At 52.1% G+C, this 21,779-nt stretch carries 20 protein-coding genes and 1 other RNA gene; 12 read left to right on the top strand and 9 right to left on the bottom strand.

Annotated elements, in window-relative coordinates:
• Positions 1 to 30 precede the first annotated feature (30 nt).
• Positions 31 to 750, bottom strand: a complete 720-nt coding sequence (locus BD749_RS17700) for a class I SAM-dependent methyltransferase (RefSeq protein WP_101446971.1) — start codon at positions 748 to 750, stop codon at positions 31 to 33.
• A gap of 239 nt (positions 751 to 989) precedes the next feature.
• On the opposite strand from BD749_RS17700, the gene BD749_RS17695 reads away from it, so the two are divergent.
• Positions 990 to 1,520 carry a DinB family protein gene (locus BD749_RS17695; RefSeq protein WP_101446969.1) on the top strand — a complete coding sequence of 177 codons (531 nt, stop codon included), beginning with the start codon at positions 990 to 992 and terminating at the stop codon, positions 1,518 to 1,520.
• Positions 1,521 to 1,541: 21 nt separating this feature from the next.
• Here the strand turns inward: BD749_RS17695 and BD749_RS17690 are convergent, their stop codons facing one another.
• Positions 1,542 to 2,435: a PhzF family phenazine biosynthesis protein gene (locus BD749_RS17690; RefSeq protein WP_101446967.1), complete on the bottom strand. Its 894-nt coding sequence runs from the start codon at positions 2,433 to 2,435 to the stop codon at positions 1,542 to 1,544.
• A gap of 27 nt (positions 2,436 to 2,462) precedes the next feature.
• Positions 2,463 to 3,119 carry a hypothetical protein gene (locus BD749_RS17685; protein WP_245869413.1) on the bottom strand — a complete coding sequence of 219 codons (657 nt, stop codon included), beginning with the start codon at positions 3,117 to 3,119 and terminating at the stop codon, positions 2,463 to 2,465.
• Positions 3,120 to 3,517: 398 nt separating this feature from the next.
• Between BD749_RS17685 and BD749_RS17680 the strand changes: the two genes are divergently transcribed.
• Entirely contained in the window at positions 3,518 to 3,994 is a 477-nt protein-coding gene (locus BD749_RS17680) for a nucleoside deaminase (RefSeq protein ID WP_101446965.1), read from the top strand.
• 84 nt (positions 3,995 to 4,078) lie between these two features.
• On the opposite strand, the gene ffh is transcribed toward BD749_RS17680, so the two are convergent.
• Complete coding sequence (gene ffh / locus BD749_RS17675) at positions 4,079 to 5,419, bottom strand: signal recognition particle protein (protein WP_101446963.1); 1,341 nt, start codon at positions 5,417 to 5,419, stop codon at positions 4,079 to 4,081.
• Between the two features lie 255 nt (positions 5,420 to 5,674).
• Between ffh and BD749_RS17670 the strand changes: the two genes are divergently transcribed.
• Positions 5,675 to 7,012 carry a glycosyltransferase family 4 protein gene (locus BD749_RS17670; RefSeq protein WP_101446961.1) on the top strand — a complete coding sequence of 446 codons (1,338 nt, stop codon included), beginning with the start codon at positions 5,675 to 5,677 and terminating at the stop codon, positions 7,010 to 7,012.
• Positions 7,013 to 7,240: 228 nt separating this feature from the next.
• Here BD749_RS17670 and BD749_RS17660 read toward each other — a convergent pair whose 3' ends face one another.
• On the bottom strand, positions 7,241 to 8,338 hold the full coding sequence (locus tag BD749_RS17660) for a glycosyltransferase family 61 protein (protein WP_101446959.1): 1,098 nt from the start codon (positions 8,336 to 8,338) through the stop codon (positions 7,241 to 7,243).
• A gap of 564 nt (positions 8,339 to 8,902) precedes the next feature.
• Here BD749_RS17660 and pseB point away from each other — a divergent pair.
• The 9 genes from pseB to BD749_RS17615 are packed head-to-tail and all read left to right on the top strand — an operon-like array spanning position 8,903 to position 18,980.
• A complete protein-coding gene (gene pseB / locus BD749_RS17655) occupies positions 8,903 to 9,928 on the top strand; it encodes a UDP-N-acetylglucosamine 4,6-dehydratase (inverting) (protein WP_101446957.1) in 1,026 nt (341 codons plus the stop codon).
• 12 nt (positions 9,929 to 9,940) lie between these two features.
• Positions 9,941 to 11,137: a UDP-4-amino-4,6-dideoxy-N-acetyl-beta-L-altrosamine transaminase gene (pseC, locus tag BD749_RS17650; RefSeq protein ID WP_101446955.1), complete on the top strand. Its 1,197-nt coding sequence runs from the start codon at positions 9,941 to 9,943 to the stop codon at positions 11,135 to 11,137.
• Positions 11,138 to 11,139: 2 nt separating this feature from the next.
• On the top strand, positions 11,140 to 12,024 hold the full coding sequence (locus BD749_RS17645) for an aldo/keto reductase (RefSeq protein ID WP_180336454.1): 885 nt from the start codon (positions 11,140 to 11,142) through the stop codon (positions 12,022 to 12,024).
• Positions 12,021 to 12,809 carry an SDR family NAD(P)-dependent oxidoreductase gene (locus tag BD749_RS17640; protein ID WP_245869410.1) on the top strand — a complete coding sequence of 263 codons (789 nt, stop codon included), beginning with the start codon at positions 12,021 to 12,023 and terminating at the stop codon, positions 12,807 to 12,809. The genes BD749_RS17645 and BD749_RS17640 overlap by 4 nt, the downstream gene beginning before the upstream one ends.
• On the top strand, positions 12,803 to 13,609 hold the full coding sequence (locus tag BD749_RS17635) for a cytidylyltransferase domain-containing protein (RefSeq protein WP_101446951.1): 807 nt from the start codon (positions 12,803 to 12,805) through the stop codon (positions 13,607 to 13,609). The genes BD749_RS17640 and BD749_RS17635 overlap by 7 nt, the downstream gene beginning before the upstream one ends.
• A gap of 24 nt (positions 13,610 to 13,633) precedes the next feature.
• Entirely contained in the window at positions 13,634 to 15,118 is a 1,485-nt protein-coding gene (gene pseG, locus BD749_RS17630; RefSeq protein WP_101446949.1) for a UDP-2,4-diacetamido-2,4,6-trideoxy-beta-L-altropyranose hydrolase, read from the top strand.
• Between the two features lie 16 nt (positions 15,119 to 15,134).
• Positions 15,135 to 16,178 (top strand): pseudaminic acid synthase, encoded by a 1,044-nt coding sequence (gene pseI, locus BD749_RS17625; RefSeq protein WP_101446947.1) that lies wholly within the window; start codon positions 15,135 to 15,137, stop codon positions 16,176 to 16,178.
• A 3-nt stretch (positions 16,179 to 16,181) separates the two neighbouring features.
• Positions 16,182 to 17,471 carry a glycosyltransferase family protein gene (locus BD749_RS17620; protein WP_101446945.1) on the top strand — a complete coding sequence of 430 codons (1,290 nt, stop codon included), beginning with the start codon at positions 16,182 to 16,184 and terminating at the stop codon, positions 17,469 to 17,471.
• Positions 17,472 to 17,504: 33 nt separating this feature from the next.
• The gene (locus BD749_RS17615) at positions 17,505 to 18,980 is read left to right on the top strand and encodes a lipopolysaccharide biosynthesis protein (protein WP_101446943.1); all 1,476 of its coding nucleotides are present in this window, start codon (positions 17,505 to 17,507) and stop codon (positions 18,978 to 18,980) included.
• 111 nt (positions 18,981 to 19,091) lie between these two features.
• On the opposite strand, the gene BD749_RS17610 is transcribed toward BD749_RS17615, so the two are convergent.
• The 4 genes from BD749_RS17610 to ffs form a co-directional block, all read right to left on the bottom strand.
• Positions 19,092 to 19,805, bottom strand: coding sequence for a cell division ATP-binding protein FtsE (locus BD749_RS17610; protein ID WP_101446940.1), 714 nt, complete (start codon positions 19,803 to 19,805; stop codon positions 19,092 to 19,094).
• Between the two features lie 7 nt (positions 19,806 to 19,812).
• Positions 19,813 to 20,016 carry a fructose-6-phosphate aldolase gene (locus BD749_RS17605; RefSeq protein WP_076665736.1) on the bottom strand — a complete coding sequence of 68 codons (204 nt, stop codon included), beginning with the start codon at positions 20,014 to 20,016 and terminating at the stop codon, positions 19,813 to 19,815.
• A 104-nt stretch (positions 20,017 to 20,120) separates the two neighbouring features.
• Positions 20,121 to 20,777 carry a fructose-6-phosphate aldolase gene (gene fsa, locus BD749_RS17600; protein WP_101446936.1) on the bottom strand — a complete coding sequence of 219 codons (657 nt, stop codon included), beginning with the start codon at positions 20,775 to 20,777 and terminating at the stop codon, positions 20,121 to 20,123.
• 220 nt (positions 20,778 to 20,997) lie between these two features.
• Positions 20,998 to 21,095: signal recognition particle sRNA small type (gene ffs, locus BD749_RS17595), an RNA gene on the bottom strand.
• Positions 21,096 to 21,779 lie beyond the last annotated feature (684 nt).

The raw sequence follows: 21,779 nt of genomic DNA, 5'->3' as shown, positions 1-21,779 counted from the left end.
GAAAGGTATAGCCCGGTGGGCAAAGTGCACCTAAGCCTGATGCAGTGCCAGGCGGGCGAGGTAGTTGCCATATTCTCCTTCGTAAAGCTGCTCAAAGGTATAGCCATGGGCTGTGGCATAGTCCTGGAGTATGGCCGGGTCGATGAAAAGCCATTTGAACGCACCGGTCTGGTGTTGCTTGTAGCGCATGTTGTACACTACTTCACCGTAGTATCCTGCATTGAGGTCGAGCAGCACGGAGCCATCCTCCTCCTCAAACATGTAGAGGATATCCGAGGACTCAAGCAGGATCTGTCCTCCCGGCTCCAACAGGGTTTTGGTGTGCTCCAGGAAGCGTTCGAGGCCTTCCAGGTCGCCTGCAATACCGATCCCGTTCATGAGCAGCAGCAAGGTATCGTAGCGCACGCCGCTTAACTTAAAGATATCCTGCTGCAAGACCTGCCTTATACCTTGCTCCTGCATGGCCTGCACTGCGCCGGCCGAAAGATCGAGCGCCGTTACCTCCACTCCCCGCTCCTGTAGCACCAGGCTATGGCAGCCCGCCCCTGCACCGACATCGAGCACACTCCCCCGGCACTGTTCCAGGGCGAGCTGTTCCAGCTCCGGCATTTCCTCTTCGGTTCGGAAAAGGTAGGCTACCGGTATCTCGTCATCATCTGTGAGGTTGCTCTCCACCACAATGCTAGCCGCTTGGTTTCCAGACCTAAAATCCTGTATAGCAGCCCCAACTGGGTCATTCGTCACTTTCATGCGCTCTGTTTATTTTATACAAAGTAAGGGAATATCTTGCTCTCTTTCACCAAAGTTGAACTTATCCAATTATATATTTTACTCCATATTTTACCACTTGGCTTATTATCAGCTAATTAACATCAAAAAAATAGCACCTCCCGTTGCATTAATCAGAAATTTATGTAGATTGGCAATCAATAATCGACCTATACCTACGTTTACCTATGAGCACAACCGTCTATAGCCATCTTCAATTGATGAATCCTTTACTTGAAAGCCGATACCTGAAACTGGAAGAGTCGCGGAACCGCCTGATCGGGGAGTTAGAGGGACTGGAGGAAGAATTGCTGAACCGCTCGGCTGCTGCCGGCAAGTGGTCTATCAACCAGATTGTGGCTCATGTGATTCAAGTAGAGCAGCTGACCAATAGCTACATACAGCGCAAAGTGCAGGAACAGGAACTGGAATCGGCTACGCTGGCCCATAGCCTTCGCTCGCTGCTGCTGCGCATCGCGCTGCACTCGGGCATGAAATTCAAGGCTCCTGCCGTTGTCTCCAAAGTGCCCCCTTATGTAAACCTCAACTCGCTTCGCATTCAATGGGACGCCACCCGCTATGCACTGGAGGACACACTGACTGCCCTGCCACAGCAACAGCTGGATAAGTGCGTTTTTCGGCATCCTTATGCGGGTATGCTCAATATTTACCAAACGCTCGACTTTCTGCACGACCACTTCAGCCACCACGCCCGCCAGATAGCCCGACTTCGGCAGCTATGGCTGCAATAGCGTGAGGCGCAGTAGCGCCAATTAAAAGTCTCCCAGCTCCATTTTTCTGATCACCAACCCATTGCCTCCTGCACGCAGCCCCATGATGTTCCCCTCGCCGTCCAGTTGCAGCATCACTTCGATCTGACTCGGAGACGGGTGGCGCATGAGATAGCCTTGGTGTATCAGGAAAGAGGCCTTGTGTTGCTTCAAATGATCATGCAAGTAGCAGGCTAGTGGCCCTGCCGCCATGCCCGTCGCGGACTCCTCTGGTATACCATAGCTCGGGGCAAACATCCGGGCGCTTGCATCGGCCCCTTGCGTAGCTGTGGTAAAAGCATAGAAGCCTACCAAGCCGGCTTTGTCCGAAACAGCCCGTATAAGCTCCTGGTCCGGTTGCAGATGGTGCAGCGTAGCTTCATCAGGTATAGGCACCAGCAGAAAAGGCACTCCGGTGCTCGCAATGAGAGGCATAGCAGGAAAGTTAAAACCAGCCGGAAGTCCCAGCGCCGTACTGATCAGGTGTGGTTTGATGCCTGCCGCTGCAATTGGCGTGTACTGCGGCGGTAGTTGTGCCTGGTATACCTTGCCTTCTTCAAAACTGATCTGCCTGGTGCCGTCTATCGACTCCTTAACAGCACTACCGTTCAGCAGCAGCCCTTTTTGCCAGAGCAGGCTAAAAGCCGCGACCGTTGCGTGGCCGCAATGCGGAATCTGCTTCAGAGGGGTATAGAATTCAACTTTCACGTCTCCTACCTCGGAGGCAGACACAAAGGCCGTCTCGGACAACCCCAGCATGGCTGCTATTTTCTGGCGTCTCTCATGCGAGAGTCTGTCGGCGAAGAGCACCACGCCGGCTGTGTTGCCTCCGTTTGGTTGTTCTGTAAAGGCTTTAACAAGGTATAGCTCAGGTATGAGGGTCTCGGGGTTGGCCATGGGGTGTATGCAATTAAGGGGGTAATACTAGTTCGCGGTTTCGCTTTCCTTCAAGGCAGCAAACTCCATTTGGAGGGTCTTTATACGTACTTCGGTTTCGTCGGGTAGTTCTTCGAAGGCGGCCTTGCGCTGGTTCAACTCTTCCAGCACAGCAGCTGCCATTTCCCAATCCTGCTCACGCCAGTTCTTCTTCCTGGCCCGCACATTACTCATAAAATTCTGGTAGGCCTGCTCTACATTGGCTGCACTCAGGGCCGTGCCATTGGCATACTGCCCCAGGAGGTCCCGCTCCCATTTCGTTAGAAGTTCCTCGTTGTTAGCCATACTATCGCGTGCGGCTTCACGGGCTTTGAAGTCTGCCTTAATTTGTTGGTAATCAGCCCGCAGCTTTTCGGAGAAACTCTCCTGCTTTCGGTCTAGCTCTGCGGTGCGCTGCTTAAAGTCCTCTTTGGTTCGTTTCCAGTCCTCCTCTGTCCGTTCTTCCAGTTTGTTTGTCTGTGCGTTCACCCACGACCGAAACTCGTTCACATCCCCCTCAATCTCCTGTTCGCGGGTAGCGGTACACGCACTGAGTAACAAGGAGACCAACAGTGCAAAAGCACTGACCCGAAGGGGGAGGTATACAAAACGGAGCGGCTGGTACAATAATTGGCGCAAGTTTAGGGTCATTTTATTCTTAATCATTTGTTATCAGGCAGTTCAAATTATGATCGTTCCAACAATAAAATATAATTACGTAGTTGCCGTAATCAAAACTAATCCAATAAATGGTTCGTATTTAATTTCGAAAGGTTGTTAAAACACAAATATTAAATCATATACTTCCATAGTTAAATACTTAATGGAATTCACATCAGCTGCTCATACCCATCGGGCAGCTTTAGCTTGAGTAGCTTGCACTACGAGTATGCGTTAAAAGGCACAAGTGTAGTGTAAGCTATTGCTGTGTTTAATATATACTTATCTCGCGGAAATTCGGACAAGGCTCCGGCTAACAAATTACACACAGCTCCCCCTTTTTTAAACGTATCTTCAGCCGGATTGGAGCGTCATCACGTATGTGCATCCGATAACCTCATCTTATGACAGAAGACCAGAAAAACTTTATGCGGGAAGCCATTAAGCTATCCGTGGAGAAAATGGAGGCCGGTTTTGGGGGCCCTTTTGGTGCCGTGGTAGTGCGCAACGGCGAGATTATAGCCCGCGGGTATAACAATGTGCTGGCCACCAACGACCCAACCGCCCATGCCGAGGTGGATGCCATCCGTAAGGCCTGCCAGGCGCTGGGCACTTTTCAGCTTACTGACTGTGAACTCTATACCAGCTGCGAGCCTTGCCCCATGTGCCTGGGAGCCATCTACTGGGCTCGTCCGCGCAAGGTATATTATGCCAATTCAAAAGACGATGCCGCCGCAGTAGGTTTCGATGATCAGTTCATTTACAACGAGATAGAGAAAGACGCACCGGACCGCTCTATACCTATGGAGCAGATGATGCGGGAAGAAGCGCAGGATGCCTTTAAACGTTGGGCAGGCAAGGAGAACAAACAGGTATACTGAGCCGCTATACAGGCGCTTGTTTCCTAAAATAAAAAGGGCTGAGCTTTTAGAAGCTCAGCCCTTTTGCTGTATTTCCAGAATCGCCTAGCGACGTCCGCCCATCATTTTGGCCAGGTTCGCCATGCCACCTTTAGTACCGGCCATCTTGTTCATCGAGCGCATCATTTTGCGCATGTCGTTGAACTGTTTCATCAGGTTGTTCACTTGGGTGATGTCGGTGCCGGAGCCCTTTGCAATACGCGCGCGGCGGCTGCCGCTGATCATGTCCGGGTTCTCGCGCTCCTGCGGCGTCATTGACTTAATGATTGCCTCAATCGGTTTGAAAGCGCTCTCGTCGATCTCCACATCCTTCAAGGCTTTGCCAACACCCGGTATCATACCTACCAGGTCTTTGATATCACCCATCTTCTTGATCTGCTCGAGCTGTGTCAGGAAGTCATCGAAGTTGAACTGGTTCTTGCGGATCTTCTTGTTGATGCGCTTTGCCTCGTCCTCGTCGAAAGCCTGTTGCGCACGCTCCACCAGGGAGATCACGTCACCCATGCCGAGAATACGCTGGGCCATACGATCCGGATAGAACAGGTCGAGGGCCTCCATCTTCTCGCCAGTAGAGATAAACTTGATCGGCTTCTCTACTACAGAGCGGATCGAAAGGGCCGCACCACCGCGTGAGTCACCATCGAGCTTGGTGAGTACTACGCCATCGAAGTTGATGCGCTCGTTGAAGGTTTTGGCTGTGTTCACCGCATCCTGACCGGTCATGGAGTCCACAACGAACAGGGTTTCGGTTGGTTTCACGGCAGCCTTGATCTCGGCTATTTCTTTCATCATCGCCTCGTCCACGGCCAAACGACCGGCGGTGTCGATGATCACTACTTTCTTGTTTGTCTTTTTGGCGTGCGCTACGGCATTCAGGGCAATCTGAACCGGATTTTTGTTTTCCAATTCGGTATACGCCTCTACGCCTACCTGCTCGGCCAGCACCTGCAGCTGGTTGATCGCAGCCGGACGGTATACGTCGCAGGCAGCCACCATGACGCTACGGCCTTGTTTTTTGAGGTAGTTCGCCAGCTTGCCTGTAAAAGTGGTTTTACCAGAACCCTGGAGACCTGCAATCAGAATGATGGCCGGCTCACCTTTCAGGTTGATGTCCTGCTTCTCACCACCCATCAGCGCTGTCAGTTCCTCGTACACGATCTTCACCATCAGCTGTCCCGGAGACACAGCAATGAGCACGTCGCGGCCCATGGCCTCGTCCTTTATCTTGTCGGTTACCGTTTTGGCTACTTTATAGTTCACGTCGGCGTCCACCAGGGCACGGCGTACCTCTTTGATGGTGGCGGCTACGTTGATCTCGGTGATGCTTCCCTGGCCTTTAAGGGTTTTAAAGGCGCGGTCTAGTTTGTTACTTAAGTTATCAAACATCTCTTTAATTCTGGATTTACCTACAAAACTAAGCAATATCAGGAATAGTTGCTACATTTTACAGTTAACACTAAACAGTTATCACGAAACAGGGATCTGGCAGGAGAATAATGTAAACAATTTTCAGATTTTGAGTAAAAGGATCATTGATTCCTATACTTCGTCAGATAGAAATGAGATGTTAACTGCTTATTATTACCTGATAACTGACAACTGTTTTCTATCTTTGGGAAAGATGCTCTTAAACTGATTGCTTTGGAAAAAACGGACCAGATCAATTTACTTTATATCTCCTACTACTGGCCTCCGTCCGGTGGCCCGGGCGTGCAGCGTGGACTGAAGTTTTGCAAATACCTGCCCCAGGCGGGTGTGCGGCCCAGCGTGCTGACCGTTGACGAGAAACAAGCTTCTTATCCGGTTCTGGACCATACCTTTGCGGGCGAAGTGCCCGAAGCTATAGCCGTGTACCGTACTGCCACCTCCGAGCCTTTTGAGTATTACAAGAAGCTCTCCGGCAAGAAAGAAATCCCCTACAGCGGTTTTGCCAACGAAGACGCCAAAACCGGCTTCCTGGGTAAAGTGTTTAAGTTCTTGCGCGGCAACCTGTTTATACCCGATGCCCGCGTGGGCTGGAACAAGCATGCGCTCAAAAAGGCAGAAGCCCTGTTGCAGAACGATCGGTTTCAGGCAATTCTGACAACCAGCCCGCCTCACTCTACGCAGCTAATCGGCCTGAAACTGAAAGAAAAGTATGGCCTGCCCTGGATAGCCGACCTCCGCGACCCCTGGACGAACATCCATTATTACGACCAGCTGTACCATACACCCATTGCCAAGCGCATCGATAAAAATTATGAGCTGCAGGTGCTGGAGCGGGCTGATGCCGTGATCGTGACTAGTGAAGACACCAAGCGCCTTTTCCTGAACAAACCGGCTAAGATTGACCCGAATAAGATTCATGTTATTCCGAACGGCTATGACGAGGATGATTTCATATATCCCTCTACACCGCCCGAAGATGAGTTTTTGATCACCTATACCGGTACCATCACCGAGAACTACAACATCGATGTATTTCTGAAAGTGATCGCGCACCTGAGGTCAGTGAACACCGACATCCGCTATAAGCTGCGCTTTGTAGGGAAGGTATCGGAGGGCGTGAAGCAGCGCATCAGCAAGGCCGGGTTGGAAGGGCTAACGGAATTTGTGCCGCATGTGCCGCATACGGAGGCGATCAAGTACCTGATGGAAAGCACGATGCTGCTCATGGCTATAGCCGATGTGCCCGCCGTTTACTCCAATGTGCCGGGTAAGTTGTTTGAGTACCTGGCGTCGAACAAGCCGATCGTTTGCCTGGGGCCCGTGCACTCCGACACCGACCGCATCATAGATGAATGTGGCGCCGGCCGTTTATTTCACTACACCGCCTACGAGCTGATGCTCGACCACATGATGCTGATGAGCAAAGCCTGGACCATCAACTCCAACCTCGACCTGCCCTACATCAACCATTCGCAGTTTTCGAGAAGGGCCCTGACGGAGAAGCTGGCCAAGGTGGTGAAGCGGTTGACAGTGAAGGCTGCTAAGATTTAGCTTACTTCTCAGTGCTGCAGGTATAGATCTTAATAGCCTCTCCCATCACATTATACCCATCAGCCAGGTATAGCCAGCCCTTGCGTTCATAAAAGTTTTCGAGGTCTGTGCTCAGGTATAGTATCTAGGTATAGCCCGCCACTGTTTTGTAGCCGCCATCTTGATAGGGAATTAAAACTGCTTTTACTCCATATCCTTTCAGGATCTGGTAGGTACTGGTTTCATTAATTAACTCCCTATACTTTCCAACCACACCTCCACTTCCCGAACAGGCACTTGGTAGCACTCCAGTTTATCCCCTGTTGTACCGACTAGAGCGCTATATTTGAAGCCAAGTGCTTTGCAGAGTAGGAAATAGTGAGTCTTGATTAAATTGGCGGGGTGGAACTCCAACACTTGACACTGCTCTGAGAAAAGCAGGTTCGTTAACCCGGCGCCGTGTGGGGCCATGACTGCCTCCGCTTCAAAGAAAAGCTGTACTTGCTGCTGGTAAGTCAGTTCCTCGGCACGCACCATCTCAAAGCCATACCTTTGCAGCACCGGTAGAAGCTCTGTCTCATTCAACACACGGCGGGTTTTGGCTTGTGCGCGACTGATGTAGAGACGTCTTTTGCGAGCTGGTGATTGCACATTATACCCCTGCCAAACCTTCTGTCGCAGCCAATCGGCTACCTCCCGGGGCAGAAAGCCACTCTGCGCATTGGCTACGAAGGAAGGCAGCACGAACTCATCTACCTGCCATTTTTCATGTTTGCCAATGTATACTACACTAGCCTGTGAATAACCCTTCAACACAAAATGCAGAGTTTCGAGTTGGTAAGGGGCCATATCGCGGCGCATGATGACCTGGATCGGCTCCTGCGTATTTTCAAGCACCAGGTATAGCCGCGGCAGACAATCAAAGAACCAGTGGTAGTTGTTATTATCAGCCCAGGGCAGGAACAACACGGAGGTATAGCGACCTGCTTTTCGCTTCGGTAGCAGAAGCGACACCTCTTTGAAAGCATCTGACTTGGCTAACCGGCTTACCTCCCCCACCGACTCCATTACGACTTTCCCGTTCAGCACCACCGCACCCGTGTTACCTAGTACCTCTACTTCCGGCAAACGCACCAGAAACTGCTCCTTTTGCCTGTAGCCCAGGCTGTAGTCAATGACATAATTAAAGCTGCGGGCCGAATCTTCTAGAAAAGCTTTCTCTGCTTCATTAAAGTGCTGCACAAAACCAGGTGCAAGCGTCTGTTTACCCGGATGATGCAGCACCGAGGTATAGCGGGAATAGTATCCCAGCGCATGCAACACCCCGAAAAAAGCTTTCTTTAACATGAAACAGTGGCGTTTGGGAATTTAGGAGTTTGAGAGTTAGAAAGTCGAACTGTAGCAGTATTAGCCTTACATGAGTTGGTTAAAATTTATAAAATCACAATTGCTCTGAAGGCGCAGGTCGCGACTTGCCAAATCACGAACCGGAATCCCCTCTCGGGCGCAGTGCCGTCCCATTCTAAAAAAATATGCGCAGTGCCTCATGTCATTATCTAGAGAAACCTAGTTGAAATAGAGGGGCCCTACCCCCGGGAGCTAAGGTCTATACTATTCGCTACCAGGATCCTTGCAGGATGACAAAAAGCGTAGAATGAACTGGCCTTGCTATCGAGGATGGCAGGGGGTAAACATGTCTAGACAACAATCAACCATCAGCAATTAAACAATCCAGCCACCCAACAACGAGCAATTAACAACTTCCCTCAACAACAACCAACAATTAACAAGCAGCAATCAACAATTTAACCATTCAACAATTTAGCAATTAACATTCAGCAATTAAATATTTAACTTGCAGCTTGGCTTGGGTTACGAAAACGGAGCCCCCTTATTAAGTAAAAAAGAAACATGGCATTAGACCTCAACAATAAGGCTATACTAGTGACGGGCGGCACGGGTTCGTTCGGAAAGAAGTTCGTGGAGATGGTATACGCCCGTTTTCCGGACGTGAAGCGTGTGGTAATCTACTCGCGCGACGAACTCAAGCAGTTCGAGATGTCGCAGGTTTTTCCACACAGCAAGTATAACTCGGTTCGCTACTTCATTGGCGACGTGCGTGACGGTGAGCGGTTCAAGCGGGCCTGCGAAGGCATCGACATCATTGTGCATGCCGCCGCCATGAAACAGGTGCCAGCCGCCGAGTACAACCCGATGGAGTGCATCAAAACCAACGTACTGGGTGCCGAGAACATCATCAACGCCGCGCTCGACACGGGTGTGAAGCATGTGGTAGCACTTTCGACTGACAAAGCCGCTGCTCCGATCAACCTCTACGGTGCTACAAAGCTTTGCTCCGATAAGCTGTTTGTGGCTGCCAATAACATGAAAGGCAAGCGCGATATCAAATTTTCGGTAGTGCGTTACGGCAACGTGATCGGCTCCCGTGGCTCCGTGGTGCCTTTCTTTTTGAAGAAGCGTGAAGAAGGTATACTGCCGATCACGCACCCGGAAATGACCCGCTTTAACATCTCTCTCGAAGAGGGTGTGGAGCTTGTTTTCCATGCGCTGGAGCATCATTGGGGTGGGGAGATCTTTGTGCCGAAGATTCCGTCTTACGTGATCACCGACCTGGCTGAGGCCATTGGTCCGAACTGCAAGCAGGAGGTGGTAGGTATACGTCCGGGCGAGAAACTTCATGAGGAGATGATCACAGAGACTGACTCGCTGAATACCGTAGAACTGGATAAATACTACGTGATTGTGCCTTCCACCCCGCTTTGGACAGTGGAAGACTTCATGAAAGCCCACAACGGTAAGATGGTCGAGCTTGGTTTCAAGTATAACTCCGGCACTAACTCAGACTGGCTCAGCGTCGAGCAACTCCGTGAGCAGATCCGAAAGCACGTGGATCCTAATTTTAGTGTGACTGAGTAACCCCCTCCTTTCATGCAAAACCAAAAGCACATGCGCCCTATACCCTACGGTCGCCAGCACATTACCGAGGCCGACATTCAGGCAGTGGTGGAAACATTGCAATCTGATTTTTTGACGCAGGGGCCGAAGGTGGTTGAGTTTGAGCAGGCCTTTGCCGCTTACGTGGGCGCTAAATACGCTGTGGCGGTGAGCAATGGTACGGCTGCTTTGCACCTCTGCGCCATGGCGCTGGGGGTGAACGAGAACTCCTGTGTGATCACCACGCCGATCACTTTTGTGGCCTCTGCCAACTGCGTACGCTACTGCGGCGGCACGGTGGAGTTTGCTGACATTGACCCGGCCACGGCCTTGATCGACATTGCCAAGGTACGGCAGCTGGTGGAGAGTAAACCCAAGGGCTACTACAGCGGCATTATCCCTGTTGACTTTGCCGGCAACCCAGTGAATCTGGAGGAGCTGCGCACGCTGGCGGACGAGCACGGACTATGGATCATCGAGGACGCGGCCCACTCCCCCGGTGGCTTCTTTGTCGACAGCAAAGGCGAGCGGCAGTTCTGCGGCAACGGCAGGTATGCCGACATGGCTATCTTCTCCTTCCACCCCGTCAAGCACATCGCCACGAGCGAGGGCGGTATGGTAACCACCAACGACGAGGAACTCTACAAGAAGCTCCTGCTCTACCGTACCCACGGCATCACCCGCGACCCTGAGTTGCTGGAAGAGAACCACGGCGGCTGGTACATGGAGATGCAGGCACTGGGCTACAACTACCGCATTCCGGATATGCTCTGCGCCCTGGGCATCACGCAGTTGAGTCGCGCCGATGAGGGTATGGTAAGAAGAAGACAGATCGCCAGGATATACGACGAGGCTTTTGCGGGCTTTGAAGGTATAGAGGTGCTGGGCACCAACCCCTCCGCACTGACAGAACCAGGTGAGACAGGCCACGCCTACCACCTGTACGTGATCAAAGTGGCAGACCGTAAGGGGCTGTATGATTTCCTGCGGGAGCATCAGATCTTTGCGCAGGTGCACTACATCCCGGCCCACACCATGCCGTATTACCGTAGTTTGGAGTATAAGAAAGGGGACTTCCCGCAGGCAGAGCGCTACTACGAGGCTTGCCTGAGCCTGCCGATGTTCCCAAGTTTAACGGACGAAGAGCAAGCTTACGTGATCGAGAAAGTGAAAGAGTTTTGCAAGAAATAGGTTTGACGAGTCAGACATATACAAACAGGCTGATCCTGGGCACGGCGCAGTTCGGGCTCCCCTATGGCATCAGCAACCAACGTGGGCAAATTCCTGAAGCCGAGATAGCCACCATACTAACTGAAGCAGCGAAGGCAGGTATAGACACCCTGGACACGGCAGCAGCCTATGGCAGCAGTGAACAGTGCCTGGGCAACGTCCTGCATAACTTGCCGGCACCTTACCGTATCATCAGCAAGTATCCGCCGAACAGCCCTGACAAAAGCATTGCACAAGCATGCCGCGAGTCGCTGAAGCGGCTGAGAGTAGAGAAGTTGTACGGCTACCTGCTCCACAGCTACGCCAGTTACAGCAGCAAACCTGCCCTGCTCGACGAGCTGCAGGAGCTCAAAGCTTCTGGCCTAACCGAGAGGGTGGGGCTCTCGCTTTACCACCCTGCAGAAGCGGAGGCGCTGCTGAAGCAGGAGGCGCAGATCGACATCTTGCAGTTTCCCTACAACATCTTCGACAGGCGCTTCGAGGAGCTACTGCCTGAGTTGCAGAACCGGGGCATTGAAACGCATGTGCGGTCTGTATACCTGCAGGGGCTTTTCTTTATGCAACCTGATCGGCTGCCGCTATACCTGCAGGGGGTAACTCCAAAACTAGAGCAGCTACAGCTGCTGGCCAACAGCTACCAACTGCCAATTGGGGCGGTATGTCTGGCTTTTGCGCTGGCAAATCCCTATATTTCACAGGTGGTGATCGGTGTGGAGAGTCTGCAGACCTTGCAGGAGAACATCCGCTACAGCAGCACAGAACTGCCCCCGGCAATCTATACCGCGCTACAGGAACTGAAAGAAGAAAACGAAAACATAATCTTACCCTACAAGTGGCCCGCACATTGAGCAGAAGCATAACTGACTTATTTTCCCTTTCCGGCAAAGTAGCCCTCGTCACGGGTGGTTACGGACACCTGGGCACTGCCATCAGTCTCGGACTGGCCGAAGCCGGTGCCACTGTTTATGTATTGGGCCGTAGCGAGGAAAAGTTCAGGGAGGCTTTCGGAGAACATTCGGATCTGAAAATCACCTTCGCCTACTGTGACATTTCAGACACAGCCACTGTAGCTGCTGCTTTCAGGCAAGTGCAGCAGGAAGCGGGCCGCATCGACGTGCTGGTGAACAATGCCTTTTACTCTAAGGGTCAGCAGCCCGAGCAGCTCACGGATGAGGAATGGGCCTACGGCATCGACGGTAATCTCAACAGCGTGTACCGCTGCATCCGGGAGGTGATACCCTACCTGAAGCAAAACGGCGGTCGGATCATTAACGTGTCCTCCATGTACGGCATGGTCTCGCCCGATTTCAGTATTTACGACGAGAGTCCCGCTTTCCTGAACCCGCCGCACTATGGAGCCGCCAAAGCCGGCGTACTGCAGCTAACGCGCTACTTCGCCTGCTACCTGGGCAAGCATAACATTACGGTTAATGCCGTTACACCGGGTCCTTTCCCGAGCGAGCAGGTGCAGCAGAATGAGGTGTTTGTAGAGCAGCTTAAGCGCAAGAACCCACTGGGGCGTATCGGGCAGCCGGACGACCTGAAAGGGGCCTTCGTATACCTGGCCTCAGACGCCTCGTCTTTTATGACGGGCCAGAACATGGTGCTGGACGGAGGCTGGACGGCATGGTAAAGGTCGGCGCCATCATACAGGTGCGCCTGGGCTCGGAGCGACTGCCCGGCAAGGCACTGCTGCCGCTCCCGTTCAGCGGAAATACCAGTCTGCTGGAGCACGTGGTAGCCAATGCACAGTCTGCCAGTTCTTTGCAGCAAACAATTATAGCCACCACCACCCGGAGTACTGACGATGTGATTGAAACCTTCTGCAATGAGAAGGCTATTCCTTACCTGCGTGGCGCAGCCGATGATGTGCTGGAGCGTTTCCTGCAGACAGCCCGTACCTACGAGCTGGACGTGATCGTACGCCTCACGGGAGATAACCCTTTCGTGATGCCGGAAACGATCGACCAGGCGGTGAACCGGTTATTAGAAACAGCATCAGACTATATCATCAGCACAGGCCTGCCGCTCGGCACCAATGTGGAAGTGTTTACGCGAGAAGCTCTTGAAACGGCTGCCAAAGAAGCTACTGAAGCCGCCGACCGCGAGCACGTGACGCCTTATATCAGAAGAGCAGCCAGTTTCAAGAGGCAAGTGCTACCATACACTTCCCCCATCGAAGCGCTGCGCCTGACCGTAGACTACCCAACGGACTACGCACTAGCCTCCCTGATTATAGAGCGGCTCTGGAAAACGGGGCAACCGGTGACACACGAGCTAATTGCTGCGTTACTGCAGGAGCACCCTTGGTTGCAGGAAATCAACGCGGCCAATTCGCAGCGGCAGGTTTTCAATTCTGAAGAAGAGGAAATGGCTGCCGCCAGAAAATTGCTGCAGTCCGGAGGATTTACCAGAGCGCTGCGAAAGCTGTAAGAGTGCTGCTAAAATTATAATCGTATGAACAGGAAGACACGCATCATTTTCAGGGCAGACGGGAACAGCCGCATCGGACTGGGCCACGTCACGCGCTCGCTTGCGCTGGTGCACATGCTGCGCCGGGAGTTTGAATGCGTGTTTGCCATTCAGTCGCCTGACCAGGCTTTGCAGGAGCGGATATGGGAGGTATGCGACGGCATCATCGTGCTTCCTCCCGCCGAACCGGATGCCGACCGCTTTGTGCACGAGCTGGATGCCTATGTTTCTGATGAAGAGATCGTAGTGCTGGATGGCTATACCTTTGGCACGGATTACCAACAGAACATCAAATCACGCGGCGCGGCAGTTGTTTGCATCGACGATATTCATGCCTATCCTTTTGTGGCAGATGCGGTGATCAATCAGGCTGGAGGAGTGTCTCCAGAGCTCTACCAGGTCGCTCCCTATACCCGACTGCTACTCGGTCCACACTATACGCTGCTTCGCCCTGCCTTTTTGAGAGCTGCCAAAGCGGCGCGGTCTATACCTGAAGGTGACTTACATGTGCTGGTTTCCATGGGAGGCGCCGACCCCGACAACCATACCTTGCAGGCGCTGAAAATGCTGCAGGCAATACCTGCCGTCAAGCAGATCGAAATAGTGGTGGGTAGCGCTTATACCCACTTGCACGAGCTGAAACAGAAACTGAAAGACCAGCCACTTGCTAAACTGCACCGGGATCTTTCCGCTGAAAGTCTGCGCCGCCTGATGGCCAAATGCCAGGCTGCCATCACCTCAGCCAGCGGTATTTCTTATGAATATGCTGCCGTGGGTGGTGTGCTGTTTGTGAAGCAAACCGCCGATAACCAGACAAGCATGCACCAGTTCCTGACAACAGAAGGTATAGCCCGTGACTACAGCAGCCTTTCGCAAGCACTACAGCAAGGTATAAGTCAGCAGGATTTTGAGACACAACTTGCAACTCAACGGCAGTTCTTTGACGGAAAAAGTGGTGAGCGACTGTTGGAGATATTCCAAAGTCTCAGTCTGGCGACTAATCTGAAAATCCGGCACGTTATACCTGAAGATCTTCACCTGCTTTTCGATTGGGCCAATGACCCAGAGGTGCGCCGGCACTCGTTCAACCCGGAACCGATTCCGCTCGAGGACCATACCCGCTGGTTTCAGGCCAAACTTGACAACCCCGACGCCATGCTCTATCTTGCTGAAGCAGACGGCAATCCAGCCGCGCACATACGGTTCGACCTGAAAGACGGTAAAGCCACGATCAGCTACCTGATCGGAGCGGACTTTCGGGGCAAAGGACTCGGACATACGGTGTTACTCAAAGGTATACAGCACCTGCTGCTGGACCGGCCTGATGTGACTATGGTGGACGGTCTGGTGCAGCAGGATCACAAAGCCTCGGTGCGGTCATTTGAAAAAGCCGGCTTTGCTTACGGTGATACTGATCCGGCCCATCCGAAGGCTTTTCGTTTTGTCTGGCAGCCAAAGGCCAGGGGATAGTTTAGAAAAAGAAATCATGATCAACGATATCATTATTGCCGGCCGTTTAATAGGCCCGAGCCACAAGCCTTTCATCATCGCGGAGATGTCGGGCAACCACAACCAATCGCTGGAGCGGGCGCTGGCCATTGTCGATGCCGCTGCCGATGCAGGTGCCGATGCCATCAAGCTACAGACTTACACAGCCGACACCATGACACTGCCCGGCGCCTTCACCATCGAGGACGAGGGTTCCCTGTGGAAAGGCCGTGAGTTGTACGACCTCTACAAAGAGGCCTACACCCCATGGGAGTGGCACCAACCTATTTTTGAGCGGGCACGGGAGCGCGGCATCATCGCCTTCTCCTCCCCTTTCGACGAATCGGCGGTGGATTTCCTGGAGAGCCTGGGAGCGCCCGCCTACAAGATCGCCTCTTTCGAGAACACGGACCACCCGCTGCTGCGAAAAGTAGCGGCCACTGGCAAGCCCGTGATCATGAGCACCGGCGCTGCCACCGTGCAGGAAGTGGCCGAGGCCGTGCATGTGCTGCGCGAAGAAGGCTGCCTGGAGCTTATCCTGCTCAAGTGCACCTCCACCTACCCGGCCACACCAGAAAACACGAACCTGCGCACCATTCCCCATCTCAGCGCTCTGTATGATGTGCAGGTCGGCCTGTCGGACCATACCATGGGCGTTGGAGCGTCAGTAGCCGCTGTGGCCTTGGGTGCCACTGTTATCGAAAAACACTTCACGCTAAGCCGTGCCGATGGCGGCGTGGACTCCGCTTTCTCGCTGGAACCGGTGGAGTTGCGCTCGCTGGTGGTGGAATCGGAAAGGGCCTGGCTGGCGCTGGGACAGGTACAATACGGCGTGCAGCGTGCCGAGGAGAAGAGCCGTCTTTTCAAGCGCTCGGTTTATGCCGCACAGGATATCAAAGCCGGTGAACCTTTCACCAAAGAGAACATCCGGGTGATCCGTCCGGGCCTGGGGCTACCGCCGAAACATTACGACAACTTGCTGGGCAAAAGTGCCACGCAGGACATCAAAGCAGGCACACCGCTTAGCTGGGACATGGTATAACACATGAAAGACTGGTATACCCTGTACAGCAACATCCTATACCTGCACTTTTCCGAAGGTTTTTACAATCTCCCTGAAAGTGCCAAAAACGCAGCCTCACCCGGCAATCTGGTGATGCGACTGCTGCGCATGGCCGGCTATACCCTAGTGCGGCTATTGGGCAACTTATTTAAAACAGTAGAGAAGCCGGAGCAACTGCAGGACAAGGTATGGCTGTATGTGGTGAGCCAGAACAATTACGATAGTCTGCACTTTTTAGAGGCAGCTATACCTGATGCTGTGATGGTAGCTGGTCAGAGCAAAGCCATTGGCAGGTATAACCAGGCAGTTGCGCGGATCTCGCTGCGCAAAAAACTACTCTATTATTACAAGTTTCTGCCACTGTTCTTCCAGTTTCTCGCACAACGCAAGCACAGAACCCTGCGCTTTGTGGACCTGCTTTACGATGCCGTTGGATTTTATGAGGTATACCTGCAGAAGCTGAAAAAATACCGTCCGCAGGCCATTGTGTTTGCCAACGACCACAATGCGGATGCCCGTGCCCTGCTGCTGGCAGCGAAAGAACTAGGTATACCTACCATCTATGTGCAGCACTCCAGTGTGAGCCACTTATTTCCGCCACTGGCATTTAACCTGAGCCTATTGGAGGGGCAGGATTCGCTGGACAAGTATAAGTTGTGCGGTCCGGTTACAGGGCGGGTAGAGTTTATCGGTATGCCCAAAGCGGACAAGTTTGTGCTGCACCGCAACAGGAGTAAGCAGGTAAAGACACTAGGTATAGCCTGTAACCTGATGGACCTGACAGAAGAGGTACAACAGCTTGTTCGCAACATCAGTCGTGATTTTCCGGAATTGCGCATCCTGCTCCGCCCCCATCCCCGTGACAAACGCAGCTATACCTTCGCCACTGGCATTAGTCCGAACATTACCCTTACCACCCCACGGCAACAATCCGTTTTTGAGTACCTGCAAGGGATAGACATGCTGGTGAGCGGCAACTCCGGCATCCACCTGGAGGCGGTGCTGCTGAATGTGTGGTCGGTCTACTACAATTTCAACCCGAAAGAAGAGCTGCATGACTATTATGGCTTTGTAGCGCAGGGACTGATTGAAGAAGCCATTTCCTACGACGCGCTCAGGCCGATGATAGCACAAGGTATAGCGCACAAACCCGAGGTATACCGGCGGGCAAGCTATTATCACGCAACAGTAGGAACCGAGTATGACGGCAGAAGTGGCGAACTGGCAAGCACTTTTGTAAAAGCGATGCTGTCCGGGGGCAGCAAATTATAGGAATCGGCTACCTTTGTGGCCTGAAATAAAAACATGAGCAAACATCTCCAGCGCGAGGGTATTTGGAACACCGTGATCTCATACGCCGGCATCGCCATCGGCTATGTAAACACCATCCTGCTTTTTCCGAACTTTCTGGAGGAGGAAGAAGTGGGCCTGACTCGTCTGCTGATTCAGATTTCGGTGATGTTTGCGCAGTTCTCGGCGCTCGGTTTCGTGAACATGAGCGTGCGCTACTTCCCTTATTTCCGGGATAAGAGCAAGGAGCACCACGGCTTCCTGTTTCTGCTGCTGGCTATACCTGTGCTGGGCTTTGGAGCCATTACAGGGCTCTTCCTACTCTTTAAGCCGGTCGTCATCGACTACTATATCGAGAACTCTCCTCTCCTGCTCGACTACTATTACTTTGTCATCCCGCTGGCCTTTTTCACGCTGCTCTTTAACCTGCTCACCGCCTACCTGCGCTCGCTGTTCAAGACCATTATTTCGTCTTTCGCCCAGGACTTTCTGCTGCGCATCCTCACCACAGCCCTCATCGGGCTCTATGCGTTTGAGTGGATCGACTTCAGGCAATTCGTGCTGCTGTACATTGTCATTAATGCAGTGATCACGCTTTCGCTGGTAGTGTATGCGCTGTGGCTGAAGCAGTTGTTTTTGCGTCCGCGTCTGGCTGCTCTGAGTATTGTGCCTTTGCGGGAGATGTTGTATTTCGGATTCTTTACTTTCCTGGGCAATATCTCGGTAACCATCATCACCACCGTCGACCAGATCATGATCAGCTCTTACAGCCTGGGCGACAACGGTATCTACACTACGGCTTTTTTCATCACCAGCGCCATTATGGTGCCGGCACGCTCTATTTTCAAGATCGCTTTTCCGCAGGTGGCCGAGTACTGGAAAGACAGGGATATGGCAGGTATGGAGCGGCTTTACAAACAGATCACCCTGATCAACCTGATCGTGGGTTTGCTGCTCTTTATTGGCATTTGGGCCAATATCGATAACCTGTTCTCCTTTATGCCGGAGACTTACCGGGCTGGTAAGTATGTAGTATTGTTCCTGTCCATGGCCCGCATCATCGACCTGGCCACAGGTATAAACGGCATCATCCTGGCCACTTCCGAAAAATACCGTTGGGATCTGCTCTTTAATGTGGTGCTGGCCGGCCTAACCATCTGGACAAATTATGTATTCATTCCGCTGTACGGCATAAACGGTGCTGCATTGGCCTCCATGATCTCGTATGTGACGATCAACCTGCTGCGCCTGTTCTTTGTGCAGTACCTCTACAAAATGCAGCCTTTCGCCTGGAATTCTCTGGGTGTGACGGCTATCGCCGCCGTTGCGCTGGGGGCCTCATACCTGGTGCCATACCTGGGCAATCTATACCTGGACATCCTGGTCCGCTCCCTGTTGATCACCGCCATCTATATGGGCTTGATAATCAGTTTGCAGGTATACCCGGACATGAACCATTGGCTGCTCGCACAGTGGCGCAGACTTAATTAAGTCGAAGGGTTCATTAACTGAAAACTGTGACAAGTATATGTAAAGATATACCTGTCCGGGAAGCTTTCTGTGAAACTCCACGACTCTAAAACCAAGAAAAGAAAATTAAATTTAGTAGCCTGTTGTCAGGTTAAAGGACTCTACTTTCGAATCGAGCACTTTGCCGTTTTCGCACTTGAGCACGCGGTGTGGATAGCGGTTGATAATCTCGTAGTTGTGCGTAGCCATCAGGATGGCTGTTCCACTGTTATTGATTTCGTTGAAGAGCTGCATGATGCCGTCGGCCACAATCGGGTCGAGGTTACCGGTCGGTTCGTCGGCCAGCAGAATGACCGGCTCGTTAAGGAGGGCACGGGCTACTACGATACGCTGCTGCTCGCCACCAGACAGTTGGTGCGGCAGTTTATTGGCGGCGGCATCCAGTCCGACACGCATGAGCACTTCCGTGATGCGCTGCTTACGCTTCGATTTGTCATTCCAGCCTGTGGCTTTCAGCACAAAGGCTAAGTTCTCTGCCACTGTGCGGTCAAAAAGCAATTGAAAGTCCTGAAACACAATGCCGATCTTACGGCGCAGGTATGGCACCTGCTTGCGTGGGAGCTTTGTCAGTTTGAAATCGGCGATGGTACCTACTCCTGTTTGAAGCGGCAAATCCCCGTAAAGGGTTTTAAGCAACGAGCTTTTTCCGCTTCCGGTACGGCCCACCAGGTATACGAACTCCCCTTTGTCAATGTCGAAATTGACACTGCTCAGCACGGTGTTTACATCCTGATAAATAGCCACGTCGCGTAGCGAGACCACGGGGGTCGATGATGAAAAGCTCATAAGAAAATTAAATATCTAGTTGCTGCAGTTTACCAAACTCAAGGGACTCAATCAGCGCAGCCAACTCCTCCTCTTTTCCCTCCAGACCATAACGGTCCAGGTTCTTGAGCGGACGATCAGCCCTAAAATAAGCGATGAGCACGAAATTATCGTCGCGCAGCTGAATATAATCCGGAATTTTGGCCTTGCCCTTTACTTTGATGATGTACATCGGAATGAATTAAGAATTTAGAATTAAGAATTAGGAATGGTTAAAATTGTTTTTGGCTTATACCTCTACAATTCTTAATTCCTAATTCTTAATTCCTAATTGTCTTACTTGCTGCCTTTGGCGTGGTCGGCCAGGAACTTCTGCAGACCGATGTCAGTCAGCGGGTGGTTCAGCAGGCCGGTGATCACTGAAAGAGGGCAGGTTACCACATCAGCACCCAGCTCAGCGCACTGCACCAGGTGCATCACGTGACGCACAGAAGCTGCCAGCACCTGTGTCTGGTAACCATAGTTGCCATAGATGTGTACAATCTGCTCGATCAGCTGCAGACCGTCTGTTGACACGTCGTCCAGACGACCTACAAACGGAGACACGTACGTAGCACCTGCCTTAGCAGCCAGGATAGCCTGACCGGCAGAGAAAACCAGCGTACAGTTTGTTTTGATGCCGCGCTCGCTAAAGTGACGAATCGCCTTCACGCCGTCGCGGATCATCGGAACTTTCACCACGATGTTCGGGTGCAGTTCGGCCAGCAGTTCGCCTTCGCGCACCATGCCGTCGAAGTCTGTTGCGATCACTTCGGCGCTGATGTCACCGTCCACAATTTCGCAAATCTGCTTGTAGTGCGCCATCACGTTGTCGTGCCCGAAGATACCCTCTTTGGCCATCAGCGATGGGTTGGTGGTTACACCGTCGAGCACACCAAGGTCGTGCGCTTCCTGAATTTCCTGCAGGTTTGCAGTATCAACAAAGAATTTCATAATGCTGGGGATGTAGATTTGCTTACAAATCTAACGCAATATGCCCTAAGTCAAAAGACATTGAATAAAAGATGCGACACAATTTAGGTATAGCGCCAAATAACGAAGGGAACAGTCTATTTTCCAGCGCCATTAGGCGAAGGGACTGCAAGATGGGACAGTTATAGCACCAAAACAAAAAGACCGGCGCAGGAGCCGGTCAGAAAAGTAAGGGCAAAAAAAAGTGGCAAACCAACATCGCGCCGCTTCAACCATCTACCCTTGCTGCCTTCCGGCCCTGGGGGAGTTCGACGGGAGCTGGCCGTGCCGATTTGCCGTTACAAAAGTACGAAGATTATCCTGAAGTGCAAGCATCTATTAAAGATTTATCTCTCAACCTCGCTGTTTGCCCCCGATGATGTTACTGCTCAGGTGGTTTATTTTTGAAAGGAGGATGCTTGTGGCTATGGAAAGAGGAAGATTGGAGGGCCGGAGCGCCGCGGTGTTTGATGGCATAGTGAATGGTTAGTCTGAATCAGGATTTTCAGGATTAAAGAATTTACAGGATTTTGGTGCATGATTTTAACCCCATCCCAACCTTCCCCTAAAAACAGGGGAAGGAGCTATGCACGATTGTCATCCCCCTGCCCCCTTCGAAGCGGGACTTTTGGCTATTGCCATTTAAAGGTATAAGCTCCGTAGTACATGACCACTGGCAGGTATAGCAAGACTAACTATCAGCCAGCTATGTAACAAACAGCTGTGCCAGGTGCGCCACCGACGATTTTTTGTTTGAGCGGTCAGCGAGTGGGGGTAGGGGCCCTCGATTCAAAATCGTCTTGATTTTTTTGCTTACTGGGGGTAGGGGCCCTCTTTCTTTTCATCAAGGAAAAAAGTGAGGCCCGCCCGGCCAGGGCAAGCTACAGAGCAGTACAGGTATCAGAGCAGTACAGGTATTATACCTAAAAGCGGTTGCTACGCCAGGTATAGGTATAGGTATAGGTATAGGTACACCTAACACCG

Source organism: Pontibacter ramchanderi, assembly GCF_002846395.1.
Taxonomy (GTDB): Bacteria; Bacteroidota; Bacteroidia; order Cytophagales; family Hymenobacteraceae; genus Pontibacter; species Pontibacter ramchanderi.
Note: the sequence above shows the minus strand (reverse complement) of the source record. Positions and strands in the feature narration are given on the sequence as shown.

What these genes read in the sequence shown, in the direction of transcription:
- BD749_RS17660 (WP_101446959.1), bottom strand. Translation starts at nt 8,338, where the DNA reads ATGTTAAAGAAAGCTTTTTTCGGGGTGTTGCATGCGCTGGGATACTAT.
- fsa (WP_101446936.1), bottom strand. Translation starts at nt 20,777, where the DNA reads ATGAAATTCTTTGTTGATACTGCAAACCTGCAGGAAATTCAGGAAGCG.
- BD749_RS17690 (WP_101446967.1), bottom strand. Translation starts at nt 2,435, where the DNA reads ATGGCCAACCCCGAGACCCTCATACCTGAGCTATACCTTGTTAAAGCC.
- BD749_RS17610 (WP_101446940.1), bottom strand. Translation starts at nt 19,805, where the DNA reads ATGAGCTTTTCATCATCGACCCCCGTGGTCTCGCTACGCGACGTGGCT.
- BD749_RS17615 (WP_101446943.1), top strand. Translation starts at nt 17,505, where the DNA reads ATGAGCAAACATCTCCAGCGCGAGGGTATTTGGAACACCGTGATCTCA.
- ffh (WP_101446963.1), bottom strand. Translation starts at nt 5,419, where the DNA reads ATGTTTGATAACTTAAGTAACAAACTAGACCGCGCCTTTAAAACCCTT.
- BD749_RS17635 (WP_101446951.1), top strand. Translation starts at nt 12,803, where the DNA reads ATGGTAAAGGTCGGCGCCATCATACAGGTGCGCCTGGGCTCGGAGCGA.
- pseI (WP_101446947.1), top strand. Translation starts at nt 15,135, where the DNA reads ATGATCAACGATATCATTATTGCCGGCCGTTTAATAGGCCCGAGCCAC.
- BD749_RS17680 (WP_101446965.1), top strand. Translation starts at nt 3,518, where the DNA reads ATGACAGAAGACCAGAAAAACTTTATGCGGGAAGCCATTAAGCTATCC.
- BD749_RS17605 (WP_076665736.1), bottom strand. Translation starts at nt 20,016, where the DNA reads ATGTACATCATCAAAGTAAAGGGCAAGGCCAAAATTCCGGATTATATT.
- BD749_RS17620 (WP_101446945.1), top strand. Translation starts at nt 16,182, where the DNA reads ATGAAAGACTGGTATACCCTGTACAGCAACATCCTATACCTGCACTTT.
- pseC (WP_101446955.1), top strand. Translation starts at nt 9,941, where the DNA reads ATGCAAAACCAAAAGCACATGCGCCCTATACCCTACGGTCGCCAGCAC.
- pseB (WP_101446957.1), top strand. Translation starts at nt 8,903, where the DNA reads ATGGCATTAGACCTCAACAATAAGGCTATACTAGTGACGGGCGGCACG.
- BD749_RS17700 (WP_101446971.1), bottom strand. Translation starts at nt 750, where the DNA reads ATGAAAGTGACGAATGACCCAGTTGGGGCTGCTATACAGGATTTTAGG.
- BD749_RS17685 (WP_245869413.1), bottom strand. Translation starts at nt 3,119, where the DNA reads ATGATTAAGAATAAAATGACCCTAAACTTGCGCCAATTATTGTACCAG.
- pseG (WP_101446949.1), top strand. Translation starts at nt 13,634, where the DNA reads ATGAACAGGAAGACACGCATCATTTTCAGGGCAGACGGGAACAGCCGC.
- BD749_RS17695 (WP_101446969.1), top strand. Translation starts at nt 990, where the DNA reads ATGAATCCTTTACTTGAAAGCCGATACCTGAAACTGGAAGAGTCGCGG.